The organism is Pseudomonas sp. HP_12 (assembly GCF_055283955.1).
Genome location: NZ_JBTOQG010000034.1, coordinates 26066 through 43262 on the forward strand (window position 1 = coordinate 26066; position 17197 = coordinate 43262).

Consider the following 17197-nt stretch of genomic DNA (forward strand, 5'->3'; position numbering starts at 1 on the left):
GCCTCCAGACAGCCCATCAGTTCCAAGCTGTCGCATTTGCCATCAAGGAAGCCCCATGCGTGCAGTGACCCTGAAAACCCTTGCCCTGTCGGTGATCTTCGCCGCGAGTTCGCCGGTGTATGCCGTGGTACTGGAAGGCGGCGCCGTTGCGGCCCCAGACCAATACGGTGCTCAGGTCGCTGCGCAGATTCTGAAAAAGGGCGGCAACGCCGTCGATGCCGCTGTCGCCACGGCCTTCACCCTGGCGGTCACTTACCCCGAAGCGGGCAACATCGGCGGCGGTGGCTTCATGACCCTGTTCATGAACGGTCGGCCGTATTTTCTCGACTACCGCGAAGCCGCGCCGAAAGCCGCTACGCGCAACATGTACCTGGACGACAAGGGCGAGGTCATCCCGGGCATGAGTCTGGTGGGCGCACGTGCCTCGGGCGTGCCCGGCACGGTAATGGGGCTGTGGGAAGCGCATCAGAAATTCGGCAAGCTGCCGTGGGCCGAGCTGCTGACGCCGGCCATTGGTTACGCCAAAAACGGCTTCAAGGTCGCCGACAAGCAGTACATGTACGGCGCCGAAGCCATCAAACAGCTCAACGGCAAAACCAATTTTGCGGATTACTTCGGCGACATGAAGACCGGGGAGACCTTCCGTCAGCCGGAGCTGGCCAAGACCCTGGAACGCATCGCCAACAAAGGCGCCAACGAGTTTTATCAGGGCCAGACGGCCGATCTGCTGGTGGCGCAGATGCAGCACGACAACGGCCTGATCACCAAAGAGGACCTGCAGGATTACAAGGCGGTCTGGCGCAAGCCGCTGCACGTGAACTTCAACGGCAACACCCTTTATACCGCGCCGCTGCCCAGTTCCGGCGGCATCGCGCTGGCGCAATTGATCGGAATGAAGCAGCTGCTTGCCGATGACTTCAAGGACGTGCCGCTTAACTCGGCGCGCTACATCCACCTGCTCGCTGAAATCGAAAAACGCGTGTTCGCCGATCGCGCCAACTACCTGGGCGATCCAGACTTTTCCGTGGCGCCGGTGAATCAGCTGACCGATAACGCCTATCTGGCCAAGCGTGCCCATGAGGTCAACCCGACGGCGATTTCGCCCACGGAAAACGTAAAAGCCGGGCTTGAATCCCACCAGACCACGCACTTCTCCATCGTCGATGCCAAGGGCAACGCGGTCAGCAACACCTACACCCTGAACTGGGATTACGGCAGCGGCGTGGTGGTGAAGGGCGCAGGCTTTTTGCTGAACGACGAGATGGATGATTTCAGTTCCAAGCCGGGCGTTGCCAATGCGTTCGGTGTAGTGGGCGGGGATGCCAACGCCATCCAGCCGGGCAAGCGCATGTTGTCGTCGATGAGCCCGAGCCTGGTCACCCGCGATGGTGCGGTCACGCTGGTGCTGGGCACGCCGGGCGGCTCACGGATTTTCACCACGGTGTTTCAGGTGCTGAACAATATCTATGACTTCCACATGCCGCTGAAAGACGCGGTTGCCGCGCAGCGGGTTCATCACCAGTTGCTGCCGAAAGACACGATCTACACCGAGAAATTTGCACCGCTGGCCATACCGGTTGCCGACGAGCTGACGGCGATGGGTTACACGCTGAAGGACCAGGGCTGGTCGATGGGCAATGTGCAGGCGATCAAGATCGACGGCACGAAAGTCGAAACCGCGTCCGATCCCCGTGGGCGGGGCGTGGGGATGGTGGTGAAGTAGGGGGACAACTGATCGTTCCCACGCTCCGCGTGGGAATGCATCCCTGGACGCTCCGCGTCCGCAGTCAGGTGACGCGGAGCGTCAGCAGCGACGTTCCCACGCAGAGCGTGGGAACGAGCACTGCAAATTCACCATCACCAGTGCTTAGTGATGCTCCCGCGTCGCACGGAATTTCACGTCAGGCCAGCGCTCTTCCATCAAGGCCAGGTTGACCCGCGTCGGCGCGAGGTAGGTCAGGTGACCGCCGCCGTCCACGGCCAGGTTTTCCACGGCCTTGTTCTCGAATTCCTCGAGCTTCTTCTTGTCGCTGCAATCGATCCAGCGGGCTGACCACACGGTGATCGGCTCGTAGGCGCACTCGACTTTGTATTCTTCCTTCAAGCGGCTGGCGACCACGTCGAACTGCAGCACACCGACGGCGCCGAGGATGATGTCGTTGCTGCGCTGCGGGAAGAACACCTGGGTGGCGCCTTCCTCGGCCAGTTGCTGCAGACCCTGACGCAGTTGCTTGGATTTCAGCGGATCCTTCAGGCGCACGCGGCGGAACAGCTCCGGGGCGAAGTGCGGAATGCCGGTGAAGCCCAGCGCCTCGCCTTCAGTGAACGTATCGCCGATCTGAATCGTGCCGTGGTTGTGCAGGCCGATGATGTCGCCGGCGTAGGCTTCTTCCAACTGCTCACGCTCGCTGGAGAAGAACGTCAGCGCGTCACCGATGCGCACGTCCTTGCCGGTGCGCACATGGCGCATCTTCATGCCCTTGTCGTACTTGCCCGAGCAGATGCGCATGAACGCGATGCGGTCGCGGTGTTTCGGGTCCATGTTCGCTTGAATCTTGAACACGAAGCCGGCAAATTTTTCCTCGACCGGCTCGACCGTGCGCTCGTTGGCAACCCGGGCCAGTGGCTTCGGTGCCCAATTCACGACGGCGTCCAGAACGTGGTCGACACCGAAGTTGCCCAGCGCCGTGCCGAAGAACACCGGGGTCAACTGGCCGTCGAGGAATTCCTGCTGGTTGAATTCATGGCAGGCGCCTTGCACCAGTTCCAGCTGATCGACAAAGCGATCGTACTCATCACCCAAGTGGGCGCGCGCTTCGTCCGAGTCGAGCTTCTCGATGATTTTCACCTCGGTGCGCTCGTGACCGTGACCGGCGGTGTAGACGATGATGTAGTCGTCGGCGAGGTGATAGACGCCTTTGAAATCGCGGTAGCAACCGATCGGCCAGGTGATGGGCGCGGCCTTGATCTTCAGGACCGCTTCGATCTCGTCGAGCAGCTCGATCGGGTCGCGAATGTCGCGGTCAAGCTTGTTGATGAAGCTCACGATCGGCGTGTCGCGCAGGCGGCAGACGTCCATCAGTGCGATGGTGCGGGGCTCAACCCCTTTACCGCCATCGAGCACCATCAGCGCCGAGTCGACGGCGGTCAACGTGCGATAGGTGTCTTCGGAGAAGTCCTCGTGGCCCGGGGTGTCGAGCAGGTTGATCATGTGATCGCGATACGGGAACTGCATGACCGAGGTGGTGATGGAAATGCCGCGCTGCTTCTCCATTTCCATCCAGTCGGAGGTGGCGTGACGGTCGGATTTACGCGACTTCACCGTACCGGCGACGGAAATGGCCTTGCCCATCAGCAAGAGCTTTTCAGTGATGGTGGTCTTACCCGCATCGGGGTGGGAAATGATGGCGAAAGTGCGGCGTTTCGCGACTTCGGCGGCCTGTCTGGTCATGGGAAATCGCCCGAGAGGTGATTCAAAAAAAGGGCGGCGATTATAGCCCAAACCAAAGCAATAACCGAACCGTTCAGTCAATAAGGGGTGGCCAGATACCATCGCACGTGGGAACCTTTGCGGTTAAGGAGACGTCCATTCCCTGGTATCGCAAGACGCCAAGGGTTGCAAAATCAGCAAGTTAGCTTGACGAAGCTGCGCTCATGGCTTGTGTTTTCGCCGAGGTATCAACCTTTCCGGCGACCCACCCGCTGCTCTTCGCGAACGTTCGCGTGCTGCCTGAAAGGGCCAGTTCCACGCCAGACGTTCGCCGACTGAAATAAGGAGTCCGCCCGTGGCAAATCGCTATGGCAAGGGGCTGTTGGGAGGTGTGATTGTCATCGCACTCCTGGCCCTGCTGGTCCAATGGATCGGCATCAGTACCATCAGGCAATATCAGGATGATCTGCTGTTTTATCTGCAAGCCCATGTCTGGCTTGTGTTGGCTTCGATGCTCGCGGCACTGGTGGTCGGCATCCCGACCGGCATTGTCCTTAGCCGACCGAACATGGTTGGCCGCGCCGAACGCTTCATGCAGATCTTCAACATCGGTAACACCGTTCCTCCTCTCGCCGTGCTGGCCATTGCTCTGGGTATTCTGGGCATCGGCAGCGGTCCGGCAATCTTCGCTTTGTTCCTCGCTTCGTTGTTGCCCATCGTGCGCAACACCTACGAAGGCCTGAAAAACGTTCAGGGGTCCCTCAAAGAAGCCGCTCGCGGCATCGGCATGACACCGCGTCAGGTGTTGTGGCGTGTCGAGCTGCCCAACGCCGTGCCGATCATCATCGGCGGTGTGCGTGTGGCGCTGGCGATCAACGTCGGGACCGCGCCACTGGCCTTCCTCATCGGCGCGAACAGCCTGGGCAGCCTGATTTTCCCCGGCATCGCCCTGAACAATCAGCCGCAACTGGTGCTGGGCGCTGCGTGTACCGCGTTGCTGGCGCTGCTGCTTGATGGCGCCGTGACCCTGGCAAGCCGTCTCTGGCTGGAACGCGGCCTGGCTCGATAACTCGAGCCCCGCTGAGAAAGGAATTGCTATGAAGAAGTTATGCACATTAATCATGGGCCTCGGGCTGTTGCTGTCCGGTTTCGCCCAGGCCGCGGATGCAGCCGCTGAAACGCCGGTGCTGCGGATCGGCGCGCGGGTGTTCACCGAGCAGACCATGCTGGCCGAACTGACGGCGCAATACCTGCGCGACAAGGGCTATGACGTCCAGATCACCGGCGGCCTTGGCAGTAACCTGGCGCGCAGTGCTCAGGAAAGCGGCCAGCTGGATCTGCTGTGGGAATACACCGGTGTGTCGCTGGTGGCCTATAACCATGTCGACGAGAAGCTCGACAGCGAGCAGACCTATCAGCGCGTCAAGGAACTGGACGCGAAAAAGGGGCTGGTCTGGCTGTCGCCGTCCAAGTTCAACAACACCTACGCCTTGGCTCTGCCGGACAAAATTGCCCAGCAGTATCCGCAGGTCAACACCATGTCTGACCTGACCACGGTGCTCAAGGCCGAGGCCGACAAGGGTCACATCGTCGCGCTGGACACCGAGTTCGCCAACCGTTCCGACGGTCTGGTGGGCATGGTCAAGCATTACGGCATGAACCTGGGGCGTGAAAACACTCGTCAGATGGACGCCGGCCTGGTCTACACCGCGCTGCGCAACGGGCAGGTTTTTGCAGGCCTCGTCTACACCACCGATGGCCGTCTGAACGCGTTCAAACTCAAGGTGCTGGCGGACGACAAGCACTACTTCCCGGACTACACCGCCGCACCAGTCATCCGCAAAGAGTACCTGGACAAGCACCCGGAACTGGCCGATTTGCTCAAGCCACTCGCCGCGCTGCTGGATAACCAGACCATGCGTACGCTGAACGCGCGCATCGACGTCGACCACGAAAGTCCTACCCTTGTGGCGGCAGAATTCCTGCGCGAGCATCCGATCAACCCTTCCGCCGACAGCGTGCCGGTCCCGCCGGCGTCGGCGGCAAAACAGGAGGAGAAACCATGAGTTTCCTCAGCGCTTTCTCCCATCTGGACTGGAATCAGGTCATGCACCTGACCCTGCAGCACATCACCCTCGTTGGCATCGCGGTGACGCTGGCGATTGTCGTCGGCGTGCCGCTCGGCGTGTTAATGACGCGCTTCCCAACCCTCGCCGGGCCGTTGCAGGCCAGCGCCACCGTGCTGCTGACCATCCCGTCGATTGCCCTGTTCGGCTTGCTGCTGCCGTTCTATTCGAAGTTCGGTCAGGGCCTCGGCCCGATGCCGGCCATCACGGCGGTGTTTCTCTACTCGCTGCTGCCGATCATGCGCAACACCTACCTGGCGCTGACCGGCGTCGAGCCCGGCATTCGTGAAGCAGCCAAGGGCATCGGCATGACCTTCGGCCAGCGCCTGCGCATGGTCGAACTGCCGATCGCCGTGCCGGTGATCCTTGCCGGCGTCCGCACCGCCGTGGTCATGAACATCGGTGTCATGACCATCGCCGCAACCATTGGCGCGGGCGGTCTGGGCGTACTCATCCTCGCTTCCATCAGCCGAAGCGATATGTCGATGCTGATCGTCGGCGCCGTACTGGTCAGCATTCTGGCCATCTTCGCCGACCTGCTTCTGCAATGGCTGCAACGCTCGCTGACTCCCAAAGGACTCCTGAAATGATCGCCAAACAAATGATTGAGCTGCAGAACCTGACCAAGACTTTCCAGAGCAACGGCAAGGAAGTGAAGGCCGTCGATTCAGTGAGCCTGACCGTCAATGAAGGCGAGATCTGCGTGTTCCTGGGTCCGTCGGGTTGCGGCAAAAGTACAACACTGAAAATGATCAACCGGCTGATCATGCCGACCTCCGGCAAAGTACTGATCAATGGCGAGGACACCACCGGTCTCGACGAAGTCACCCTGCGCCGCAACATCGGTTACGTGATTCAGCAGATCGGCCTGTTCCCCAACATGACCATCGAGGAAAACATCGTGGTCGTGCCTAAGCTTCTGGGTTGGGACAAACAGAAATGCCACGACCGTGCTCGCGAACTGATGAGCATGATCAAGCTGGAACCCAAGCAGTACCTGCATCGCTATCCGCGCGAGTTGTCGGGTGGTCAGCAACAGCGGATCGGTGTGATTCGTGCGCTGGCCGCCGACGCGCCGCTGCTGCTGATGGACGAGCCCTTCGGTGCGGTCGACCCGATCAACCGCGAGATGATCCAGAACGAGTTTTTCGAGATGCAACGCGCGCTGAACAAGACCGTGATCATGGTCAGCCACGACATCGACGAAGCCATCAAGCTGGGCGACAAGATCGCCATCTTCCGCGCCGGCAAGCTGCTGCAGATCGATCACCCGGACACCCTGCTGGCGCACCCGGCGGATGATTTCGTCAGCAACTTCGTCGGCCAGGACAGCACGCTCAAGCGCCTGCTGCTGGTCAAGGCCGAAGACGCGGCGGACAACGCGCCGTCCGTGAGCCCGGAAACCCCGGTCGCCGATGCGCTGGAAATCATGGACGAGAACGACCGCCGCTACGTGGTCGTCACCGATGCCGAAAACAAGGCGATGGGCTACGTCCGCCGCCGCGACCTGCACCGTCAGGCCGGCACGTGCGAGCAATACCTGCGCCCGTTCAACGCCACCGCCGCTTACGACGAACACCTGCGCATCCTGCTGTCGCGCATGTACGAGTTCAACCGCTCGTGGCTGCCGGTGCTGGATGCCGAAAATGTGTTCCTGGGTGAGGTGACGCAGGAATCTATTGCGGCTTACCTGAGTTCCGGCCAGTCGCGCGGGATGAAGACCAGCATTGTTTCGCCGGCTGAGTTGGTGGAGCAGGCTGCGCTGAGTTGAGGTGAACGGCCCGGGTGCTTTGGTGCCCGGGCTACTGTTGACGGTGACGACGCTGAGTCGTTATCGCCGACAGTCAGGGTTGTAATTGGTCTGCGTGAATGACATGAGGATCAAGCCCACAGCGTTCCCAACAATCGTGATGACCATGAGCGAGTCAACGGACTGTTGAAAAACCGCTACCTGAACGATCAGCGTGTAAACGGCTGTTCCAGCAATACCCACCGTTACGACATGTCGGCCGATTGTTCTTATGGACAGCACCAGTGCTGATTGCATCAGGACCAGGAAGATCACGGTGAGGGCCGTCAACTGAGGCGCCTCAGACACGATGGTCACGAGGGCACCATCCAGCAATCCAATCGTTGCGCAGACCAGGAAAGCGAACAGTGATCTGCGCGCATATAGGTTGTGGAAGGGTTGGCCTAGATTGTTAAGTCGCTGGGTTAACAGTGTAATTAAATAAAGCGAAATGCCGCACGTTACTGAAAACGTCACACCTGTTTCCAGCTCGTAATCATCATGTATGCCACTGCCTTGCATGACTGAGCTGTAAGAAGTACACAGCACCCATCCTGTGCCCAGTGTAAGCAGAAAGCCAAATAGGCCCAATCTGCCTGACTTTCTTATATTCGTCAGAGCGATGATGATCGAGCTCACCGAGAAGGCGATGCTGGCAAACACGGCTGGGTTAAGGTTTAGCAAAGCTGTGTAGCCACTTGCCCAGCAGGTGAACGTAAACAGGGTGATCCAAAAATAGTTCTTGATCAGTTGTCTTGAAGAGAATGTGGTGGTTGGCGGAGTGGGGGTAAACAGGAATAGGGGTAACGCTATGATGATTGATGCCAACGATGCAACGGCGGCAAGGACGATGGGTTCCAAGTCCACGTTCTGCTTGTAAGTGATGTAATTCATTGTCATGGCATTGCCAGTTAGAAAAATAATTAGTGCGGTCAGGCCTAGCGAGTAAAGTTTTTTCATATTCAAGTCAATGTACCGTGGGTGTGTTCGCGCTATGTGCATTGTTCAAGATTGGTGTGTTTGTGGCCTTTTCCGGCAGGCGGCGATGTCTTTCAGTGAGATCTAGTCCATACACTCATCCAGCTCGCTTTGTGTCTGGAGTCTGGTTTCGATGCCGAGCCGGTATTTGCAGTAGTCCATTACCTGATGGCGTTCTTCGTGAGTCAGCTCCGATAGGCTCTTAGCGTCACGTAGATTAGCGAATATATTTTCGAACCCGATCTGCAGGGTTGGATATTTCTTTATAAAAATGTGCGTGTACATTTCGGCTTCGCCTGTCTCTCTGTAGTAGCCAAACACCAGCGAAGCCGTAAAAGCCGGAAGCACAAGGAAGGCAGATTTCTTCATGATTTCTCGGGCTTCTGTAATCGGGTCGTCGCACGAACGCTTTTGACAAAGGCCATGCCGACATTTCCTGGACATATTTTTGCCTCTTTGATGTCTTGGTGTGGAAACTCCCTATGACCGCCGAAAAAGTTTATTTGGAATATGCTTTTCAGAGCAGTGATCAAGCTAATGGTTGCGTTTTTTTGTGGAGTGGGAATCTCGTTGGTGGTGCTGAATCCGAGGGGGTTCAAGGTGTTTCGACCCTGCGTAATCCAGTCATCTCCTTCCTCTTCTGTCGTTAAGTTGTTCAGCAACACGATGCCGATGGCATTTGAGTTATACAAGATTAGGTGCTCGCCTTTAAATCGTATGTCTCTTCCCTCATAAATAGCGCCGGAGCAATCAATTGCAAAGTGATAGGTAAAGTCATCAAAAATGTCTTGTTTTTGCATCTCCTGGGTGTCCAGCATTTGCTCACTCCCAATACCACACGAATAACTCCTCCCCGCATGATGCAGCGCAATCATTGTGTAGTCCCAGTCACGAACCAACGGCTTTTTTGGCGAAGTCGCATGCCACTCCGAACGTTCAACAAACCCATGCCCCAGCTCCCGCACTTTCCGAATAATCGCCTCTCGCGTCGCGGCCCGATCATTCACGGTGATCACCATGGGCTTGGGCGTATCCCCGTGGATCAACGTCTCCACGCGCGTTGTGGTCGTCACTTCGCGCGTGGTCATTCCCGCAAGCTCACTCAACTCTCGCACTGGCGAGCGGAACATGACGTGGAGAGACACGACGGACTCCGCTGAAGAACCCTCAACGCGGGCCAGTCCATAGCTGTCGGTGATACCGGTCTTCTGCTGACCATCCACCCTCGCCACAAACGCCCGGTTCACCAGCGGTCGTCCCGTTTCGCTGTCGCGGATGACGAAGGTACGGACGAAGACTTTTCCCGACGCCCGAGTGGTGTATGGATAAAGAGAAGGCGGGGTACTCGACGTGGGCGTCACGTGGCGTGGCGTCGCAGGAGTAGGCGCAACGCGAGCGGCTCCCGCGCGGCCTGACCGCGAAGCAATCAATCGATTCGTGCCCGGCGGACACGCGCACAACACAAGCGCGTCATGCACGGCGGTCGGGATGCCTAGCCACACGAAGCGACTGTCCCCTTCGACGATTTCACCGGTCTGCCCACACACGCCGCAAGGGCTGGTCTTGTCGCCAAGGCGCAATGCCATGCGGCGATTTTCCAGAGAGCTTTGGGCAAGGCTGGCGTGGCAGATTGCGCCGGTGGTGGTCGCGTCTCCATCGAGGCCTTGTTCCCGATTGTGGATGCCGAAGAATCCCATGCATCAACACTCCGCAGCAGGAAGGAAATCGTCCGGCCACGCGACATCCTGGCGTTGCAGCAACAGAAGGTGTCCCTGGGGCGTATTGATGATCTCGTCGCCGTTGCTCAAGCGACTGCCAACCAGCGCAATTTGACTGTTCGCTTCTCCTGCACCGGTAAGGATCTGCGCCTCAGTGCCATCGGGGTAAACGGCGTAATCACCGACTCGTGCGCCCGCTACCTCACGGCCGTCAGCGAGCGTGAAATTCATACCCAGTGTGCCTTTCACGATGACACCGCCATCGCGGGTCTGGCTGCCTTCCGCTGCCACCCGGAAAATGCCCGTAGCGGGGTGGGCCTGCTTGAACGCTTCGTTCTCTTTTACCCGAGCCAAGGCCTCCGGGCTGAACGTGGCAAGCGACTCGTCTGAAAAGTGCGGTCGATTCTGATCACGCAGGTACTCGGCGGTGATGTCGTTGTTGTACAGCGGGGAAAGGGCGTTCTCTTGCATGACGCTGATCCTTTGTCGGGTTGATTCGCCTCCTCGTACAGTTCGTGCGAGGTGAATGAACGCCAACCCTAGTGATCGGGATCAGTGGGATACGTGGGGCGGAGAGAAGTGGTGCGTAGCGGACTTCTGATGATCAGGTAGCCGATGTCTGACAGAGAGCTGGCTCTTGTCCCAACGGCGTATGTCTTCCTCGGGGAACATCACCCTGTCACATCGGTCGGTTACTACGGGTTGATTGAACGCGCGTGGATTCCCGTCGGGCAAAAACGGGCAGAAACGCGACATTTTTAGTTGATCTCCGGCCCCTCAGGTCCTACAGTTCGCGCCGAACGTCCATGCTGGAAACGATCCATCCGGCTCAAGTACTGACGACGAGACAGCAAGGCCAAGGGACAGAGCGTTCCCGTGGCCTTTTTGCTTTTGGCGATCGGCCTTGGGAAGTAGGCGAACCAAAGTGGGGATACGGAGGACGTTCACGAGCCGCGCGCTCACACCCATTGTTTTTTATCGTTTGCCAACAGGAGTCCCCGCATGTCGATCCAGGTCGAAGATTATTTCGAGAAAAGCACCTTCGATAAAATGAAGGCGTTTGCCGACAAGCAAGAAACCCCGTTCGTGGTCATCGACACCGCGATGATCAGCAAGGCCTACGACGACCTGCGTGCAGGCTTCGAATTTGCCAAAGTGTATTACGCCGTGAAAGCCAACCCGGCGGTCGAAATCATCGACCTGCTGAAGGACAAGGGCTCGAGTTTCGACATCGCGTCGATCTACGAGCTGGATAAAGTGATGGACCGCGGCGTCAGCCCGGATCGCATCAGCTACGGCAACACCATCAAGAAATCCAAAGACATTCGCTACTTCTACGAGAAGGGCGTGCGCCTGTTCTCCACCGACTCCGAAGCCGATCTGCGCAACATCGCCAAGGCCGCGCCGGGCTCGAAAGTCTATGTTCGTATCCTCACCGAAGGCTCGACCACCGCCGACTGGCCGCTGTCACGCAAGTTCGGTTGCCAGACCGACATGGCGATGGACTTGTTGATCCTCGCCCGCGAACTGGGCCTGGTGCCTTACGGCATCTCGTTCCACGTCGGCTCGCAGCAGCGTGACATCAGCGTCTGGGACGCCGCGATCGCCAAAGTGAAAGTGATCTTCGAGCGTCTGAAAGAAGAAGACGGCATCGTTCTCAAGCTGATCAACATGGGCGGCGGCTTCCCGGCCAACTACATCACTCGCACCAACAGCCTGGAAACCTACGCTGAAGAAATCATTCGCTACCTGAAAGAAGACTTCGGTGACGACCTGCCGGAAATCATTCTGGAACCGGGCCGTTCGTTGATCGCCAACGCCGGCATTCTGGTCAGCGAAGTGGTACTGGTGTCGCGTAAATCCCGCACCGCCGTCGAGCGTTGGGTGTACACGGACGTGGGCAAGTTCTCCGGTCTGATCGAAACCATGGACGAAGCCATCAAGTTTCCGATCTGGACCGAGAAAAAAGGCGAAGTGGAAGAAGTCGTTATTGCCGGCCCGACCTGCGACAGCGCCGACATCATGTACGAGAACTACAAGTATGGCTTGCCGCTGAACCTGGCCATCGGTGATCGCCTGTACTGGCTGTCGACGGGTGCGTACACCACCAGCTACAGCGCTGTAGAGTTCAACGGCTTCCCGCCGCTGAAGTCGTTTTATATCTAAGCTGAACGTTACTGAAAAACCCGCGTATGACGCGGGTTTTTTATTGTGCAGGCGTTTCTAATGTGTTGGTCTGAGCTTCGCTTCGGCCGTCTCAAGGCACACGACGGCTGCTTTCAGCTTTTCCTGAAACTGCTGGAGTGTGGTCGACGTAAAGATATTCGTGAACTGACGTGCGGATTCAGACAACAAGAAGGCCAACTCGGCGTAGCCAGCGCTTAGCTGCCGTATCGCATAGGCCAGCTTGACGCTGTCAGCGTCCATAGTGTTGATCATCAGCCTGACAGCGACGATCCTTCTGTCATTGCCTTCCGCATCCAGGTTATTGGCGGCGGCGTACGCTTTGATCGCGGCTTCCATGAATCTCATGAGGGGCGGAAGTACCAGCGAGACGCGCAGATCAAGATCATCAAGGTTAAAAGCAGCACGGTCGTATTCCCGCCATAACTGCTCCACGGACTGCTTTACCTGCTGGGCGAACGGAAGTCCAAGAGTCGGCGTGAATAACTTCAACTGTCCGGCAAGCGCAAAAGGCGGCTGGGAGAAATCGAACGTCGAGAGAGATCCTCTCCGCTCATTCGGTCGCATGGCGGCTACCACGGCATTGAGATCGCTATTTAACCGCTTGATGTCAGCGACCAGGTCGGACTGCTGATAAAAAATTCTGTAAGGCCAGTTCAACAGATCGGTCCAGTTGGTGAGCTGCCCTCTTGCCTGAATCAAGGTGTGATCCAGGCTTGGTTGGTGAAGCCTGATGAATACAGGGTCGGACTTCAAGCCCAGGTCGGCTTTTATGCCTTTGGTCATCTCTTCCGCATTTTGCAACGTGAGTCGGTAGCGGTTGAGTGTGTCGTAGTGGGCCAGGGGAAAAGATTTGGAATACATGATCGACATCCTTGTCGAGTAAGGACAGTGAACGCTGCACTGCGCCCACTGCCCTGCGTGTTGATTCAGAACACTGACTTATTTTAAATAGTCGATCAAATAGGGTGCCGCCGCGACGAACCGGTCCTCGTACGCGGTTGGATCTCCCGTTCCGACATGTCGGTTAAACGCGTTGATCGATCGCTCGAATTTTACGTACTCGGCACGCGCCATGAAGAACTGCTCGTAAACACGGTGCACGCTGGCAATCAGCTGGGACTTTGCGGTCGTATTTTCCACTTCGGCATTTTTGCTTTTAATCTGAGTCGTCAGCTTTTTGATGTCAGTGATCAGGCGCTCACGCTGCTCGTACATGCTGTAGTAATTCAAGGATTCGCTGATGTTCTCCATGGTTTTTTTCATGTGATCAATGGCGAACTTGATGAGCTCCACTTCAGGCGCGGCAACGCCGAGCGCAGAAATATTTTCTGCTGTTAGCAGGGTTTCCTTTGCAACGTCAGCAAGATTCTTTTTTTCGAAAACAGCCATTGCCTCAGAGAGAATCGTACGTGAATTTTCCAACGCTTTCATTTTCTCTTCGGAGGTAGCCAGCGATGTGTTCAGCTCGACCAGCGCCGCATCGAGCTGGGTTTTGTACGTCGTGGTGGAAGAAGGATCGAACTTCACGCCCGTGAGAACACTGAATGGCTCTTGCAGGGTGTCCATCGCAGCCTGGAGGTTTTTCCGAAAGCTGGTCAGGGTGGTATGGCGAAAGTACAGGTTGTCCTCGCGCTCGTCTTCTGCTTCCATCTCGGGTGCTGCCGCTCTTAGTTCATTCAATTTCTTCAGCGCTGTCGCCGTATCATTTCTTAGTATCAGCGACACTTTGTCTACTGCCTGCCGGGTGTCTATCGTTGCTGCATACAGCCCTTTGGCTTTGTCACGCACAGACGGCAGGTAGTTGGTTTGCTGGAACGCATAGTCGGCTTCTGCATCATGTTTAAGCATTTCTTCGAGGCTGCGTCGGATTTGCACAGTGTCGAGTGTTTCGTAGATGACTGCGGTATTAAGAGTTGAAACGTTCATGGCATATTTATCCTGAATGGCTTATTTTTTATTTAAGATTTCTTGTTCGGCTTGAACAAAGACACGGTTGAGCTCATCTGCTTTCGTACGGATGTCGTGCCATGGGGTAACGACGTCTTTGAAGTGGAAGACCAGCCGTGCAATGCTTAACCCGTCGTTGATGAATTCCGCCTCCTTGCTGGACGCATTAATAAAGTAATGAAGCGACAACCAGGCCAGGACCACGTTTTTGGCAGCAGCATCGGCCTGAATGGTTAATTGCTCAAGCTCCTGAAAGTCTGCCTTGATTTCGTTGAGCCGCGCCAGAACAGTACTTTTTCTATGCATCACGGCATTCTTTTCGTCCCGTTCCTTCTTGCGCTGGTTTCTTTCCTTGCGAACTTTCTCTGCCTCCACGCCCTGATAAATCGCCATCCCCAGGCCGACGAGGTTCATGCTGCTTGCCGAAGACAGCGAGTCATTCACTAGTTTTTTGTAACTGGCCGTTTTTTCATCGATTTCTTTAGCGAGCTGCTCTATCTCTTCCTGAAGAACCAAGACATCCCGCTGGAAGCTGTTCTTATCGATCGCGGTCAGCTTTCGGGTAATGGCAGGGCGCACGTCAGTGGCCAGTTCAAGGGAGAACTGTTCAAGGTCACGCTTCAACTGCTCGGTTCGAACGCGCTGTTCTTCAACCTTGTTAAGTACCTGCTTCAGAAAGTAGCCCACATCGCCAGCCGCCGCCGTATCGTCAGCGTTCAGCTCGAAGCCTGGAAAGCGGGAGGGATCATCCAGTTTGAGTTTGTTCAGATCTTTCACCGTCCTGATTCCCTGCTCCCGCAGGGACTTGCCTGCGGTAGTGGTGCTCAGTACGTCGGCCAATGTTTCGTCGGCATTGATCAAGTTGTTCGCAAAGACGGTCAGCTCACTGCTGATGAGTTTAATACGCGTGCGTAAACCATCCCATTTTCTTGCGTGGGTGTTGATAAGCCGGAAGGTCTTGGTGAAGTCGCTCACTTCGAGACCGCGCCCTGGAGCGCTGCCTTCCTCATACCCCAGATAAGCACTAACGCCTTCAGACAGGATGGGCAGCGAGAGCGCTTTTTGTTCATACCGATGGAGGTCAATAATTTCCTCCTTGGTTAAATAAAGCCCCTTCTCGCGTAGGGCGCCATCGACTTGGCCCAAGGAGGCATCAATAAGAAGTTTGGGGGCTTGTGCTGCGGCATCTGCCAAATTGTCGAGTGAGGCAGGCGTGTCGTTCAATAGGTAATTCATAAATGACTCCTTTCTTTAAAGTAATGACACCGTCCTGGTGTCTTTATGTTGCAACGCGGCCTGAATTAGCTGCAATTCGAGATTAGGCGTTAAGTCTGCGCATTGTCAAAGTTGGCGGGCGGATAAGATTTATATAGATGTTACTGGCCCTGACGCTAAGTGCTTTAAATCTTGTCAGTGGCGGGTTGATGGAAGCGACGAGTTTGATGTGTAACAAAAGTTACGCGGGTCAAAAGTGCGTTAAGTACTCGGATAATGCCTCTTGATCCACTGCTGTTCCCATCGTTGAAGCCTTAAGGAAGTAATCTCCGGCCAACGCGCGAACCTCTGCATAGGGTGATGAAAGCAGGGAGGCTCTGCTGACCCGCAGGAAGTTGAGATTGCCATTCTGCATGGCAGTTTTCAGCCAGCCGACGGCTTCCTCGATGCGCCCCTGGTCCGCCAGCACTGCGGCATGACTGAACTGCCCACGGAAATCACCTGCCTGCGCCGACCGTTGATACCACTCATGGGCTGCAGCGAGATCCTGCTCGCAGCACAGACCCTCTTCCAGATAACGCCCCAGCAGATTCATCGACTTCGCGTGGCCCAGCTCTGCCGCCTTGCGATAGCAGGCCAGCGCGCGGGCCTGATCTTTGTTCACCCCGCGCCCGGTGGCGAGCAGGTTGCCGTAGTTATAAAAGCCCCAGTCCAGACCGGCCTCGGCGGCGAGACGATAATGCTCGGCAGCCTTTGCCGCGTCCGGCTCGCAGCCCCACCCATGCTCGTGGCAGCGGCCAGCCATGTTCTGCGCCATCGCGTGGCCGCGACGGGCCGCAATCTGGAACCAGACCAACGCCAGCGCCGGGTCGCGTTCTATGCCGGTGCCGTCGAGCAATATCTGCCCGAGCAGCGCCTGGGCGTCGACGATGTTGGCCTGCGCCGCGATCAGAATCGCCCGTGCGGCACTGGCCGGGCTGTCTTCAAGCATGGCGCGCAGTTGGTCGCCGTCGAGCACCTCTTCACGTCGCAGATTCCAGGTCATGACTCAGACCTCGACCCACTGCCGCAGCAGGTTGTGATAGGTGCCGGTGAGTTGCAGCAGTGAAGGATGATCGGGCACGTCGCGGCTCAATTGCTGAATGGCTGCGTCCATTTCGAACAGCAGCGTGCGGTGGCCATCGTCCCGCACCAGGCTCTGGGTCCAGAAGAACGAGGCGTACCGCGAGCCCCGCGTCACAGCATTGACTTTGTGCAGACTGCTGGCCGGATAAAGCAGCAGGTCACCCGCCGGCAGCTTGACCTGACGGGTGCCGAAGGTGTCCTGAATCACCAGCTCGCCGCCGTCGTAATCATCGGGATCGCTGAAGAACAGCGTCGATGACAAATCCGTGCGCACACGCTCAGTGCTGCCCTTGGCCTGACGCACGGCGTTGTCGATGTGGAAATCGAAACTGCCGCCGCCGGTGTAGCAATTCACCAATGGCGGGAAGACTTTGTGGGGCAGGGCGGCGGACATGAACAGCGGGTTCTGCCAGAGGCGTTCAAGCATCGCCGCGCCAATCTCCACGGCAAGTGGATGGCCCTCCGGCAACTGCAGGTTGTGCTTGGCTTTCGCCGACTGGTGCCCGGCGGTGATCTTGCCGTCCGCCCATTGGGTTTCCTCCAGCGCGTGTCGGATGCGACGCACCTCCTCGGGTGAAAACAGACCGGGGATATGTAGGAGCATGAATCGCGACCTGCGAGAAGAATGAAGCGGCGGATGATAGTGATTCTTATTGATCGTGTAAAACGTCACCCGCGCGCG

The 17197-nt window shown here is 57.2% G+C and carries 16 protein-coding genes; 6 read left to right on the forward strand and 10 right to left on the reverse strand.

Translation table 11 applies throughout. The annotated features are described in order from the left end of the window. The first annotated feature begins 55 nt into the window (after nt 1–55). Nucleotides 56–1723, forward strand: a complete 1668-nt coding sequence (ggt, locus tag ACYASU_RS18735) for a gamma-glutamyltransferase (protein ID WP_463583677.1) — start codon at nt 56–58, stop codon at nt 1721–1723. Between the two features lie 144 nt (nt 1724–1867). On the opposite strand, the gene ACYASU_RS18740 is transcribed toward ggt, so the two are convergent. After that, nucleotides 1868–3451 carry a peptide chain release factor 3 gene (locus ACYASU_RS18740; protein ID WP_282372734.1) on the reverse strand — a complete coding sequence of 528 codons (1584 nt, stop codon included), beginning with the start codon at nt 3449–3451 and terminating at the stop codon, nt 1868–1870. A 334-nt stretch (nt 3452–3785) separates the two neighbouring features. On the opposite strand from ACYASU_RS18740, the gene ACYASU_RS18745 reads away from it, so the two are divergent. From ACYASU_RS18745 to ACYASU_RS18760, 4 genes are read left to right on the forward strand one after another with little or no spacing between them, the layout of a single operon-like run. Next, entirely contained in the window at nt 3786–4499 is a 714-nt protein-coding gene (locus ACYASU_RS18745) for an ABC transporter permease (RefSeq protein ID WP_074886589.1), read from the forward strand. A 28-nt stretch (nt 4500–4527) separates the two neighbouring features. Then, entirely contained in the window at nt 4528–5496 is a 969-nt protein-coding gene (locus ACYASU_RS18750; RefSeq protein ID WP_463583678.1) for a glycine betaine ABC transporter substrate-binding protein, read from the forward strand. Beyond that, a complete protein-coding gene (locus ACYASU_RS18755; RefSeq protein WP_065990219.1) occupies nt 5493–6146 on the forward strand; it encodes an ABC transporter permease in 654 nt (217 codons plus the stop codon). Before ACYASU_RS18750 ends, ACYASU_RS18755 begins: the two co-directional genes overlap by 4 nt. An 11-nt stretch (nt 6147–6157) precedes the next feature. Further along, nucleotides 6158–7327, forward strand: a complete 1170-nt coding sequence (locus ACYASU_RS18760; RefSeq protein ID WP_423571863.1) for an osmoprotectant ABC transporter ATP-binding protein OsmV — start codon at nt 6158–6160, stop codon at nt 7325–7327. Nucleotides 7328–7387: 60 nt separating this feature from the next. Here ACYASU_RS18760 and ACYASU_RS18765 read toward each other — a convergent pair whose 3' ends face one another. The 4 genes from ACYASU_RS18765 to ACYASU_RS18780 form a co-directional block, all read right to left on the reverse strand. After that, nucleotides 7388–8305 carry a hypothetical protein gene (locus ACYASU_RS18765; protein WP_463583679.1) on the reverse strand — a complete coding sequence of 306 codons (918 nt, stop codon included), beginning with the start codon at nt 8303–8305 and terminating at the stop codon, nt 7388–7390. Between the two features lie 102 nt (nt 8306–8407). Further along, on the reverse strand, nt 8408–8692 hold the full coding sequence (locus tag ACYASU_RS18770; RefSeq protein WP_463583680.1) for a hypothetical protein: 285 nt from the start codon (nt 8690–8692) through the stop codon (nt 8408–8410). Then, nucleotides 8689–10020, reverse strand: a complete 1332-nt coding sequence (locus tag ACYASU_RS18775) for an N-acetylmuramoyl-L-alanine amidase (RefSeq protein WP_463583681.1) — start codon at nt 10018–10020, stop codon at nt 8689–8691. Before ACYASU_RS18775 ends, ACYASU_RS18770 begins: the two co-directional genes overlap by 4 nt. A gap of 3 nt (nt 10021–10023) precedes the next feature. Beyond that, a complete protein-coding gene (locus ACYASU_RS18780; protein WP_463583682.1) occupies nt 10024–10512 on the reverse strand; it encodes a hypothetical protein in 489 nt (162 codons plus the stop codon). A 531-nt stretch (nt 10513–11043) separates the two neighbouring features. On the opposite strand from ACYASU_RS18780, the gene ACYASU_RS18785 reads away from it, so the two are divergent. Then, complete coding sequence (locus ACYASU_RS18785; RefSeq protein ID WP_463583683.1) at nt 11044–12207, forward strand: type III PLP-dependent enzyme; 1164 nt, start codon at nt 11044–11046, stop codon at nt 12205–12207. Nucleotides 12208–12264: 57 nt separating this feature from the next. On the opposite strand, the gene ACYASU_RS18790 is transcribed toward ACYASU_RS18785, so the two are convergent. The 5 genes from ACYASU_RS18790 to ACYASU_RS18810 all read right to left on the reverse strand — a co-directional run bounded on the left by ACYASU_RS18790 (nt 12265) and on the right by ACYASU_RS18810 (nt 17119). After that, nucleotides 12265–13089 carry a hypothetical protein gene (locus ACYASU_RS18790; RefSeq protein ID WP_463583684.1) on the reverse strand — a complete coding sequence of 275 codons (825 nt, stop codon included), beginning with the start codon at nt 13087–13089 and terminating at the stop codon, nt 12265–12267. Between the two features lie 78 nt (nt 13090–13167). Continuing rightward, entirely contained in the window at nt 13168–14154 is a 987-nt protein-coding gene (locus ACYASU_RS18795; protein ID WP_463583685.1) for an alpha-xenorhabdolysin family binary toxin subunit B, read from the reverse strand. A 21-nt stretch (nt 14155–14175) separates the two neighbouring features. Next, nucleotides 14176–15411: an alpha-xenorhabdolysin family binary toxin subunit A gene (locus tag ACYASU_RS18800; protein WP_463583686.1), complete on the reverse strand. Its 1236-nt coding sequence runs from the start codon at nt 15409–15411 to the stop codon at nt 14176–14178. 229 nt (nt 15412–15640) lie between these two features. Then, a complete protein-coding gene (locus ACYASU_RS18805; protein ID WP_463583687.1) occupies nt 15641–16435 on the reverse strand; it encodes a tetratricopeptide repeat protein in 795 nt (264 codons plus the stop codon). 3 nt (nt 16436–16438) lie between these two features. Next, nucleotides 16439–17119: a Fe2+-dependent dioxygenase gene (locus ACYASU_RS18810; protein ID WP_463583688.1), complete on the reverse strand. Its 681-nt coding sequence runs from the start codon at nt 17117–17119 to the stop codon at nt 16439–16441. Between the last annotated feature and the right edge of the window lie 78 nt (nt 17120–17197).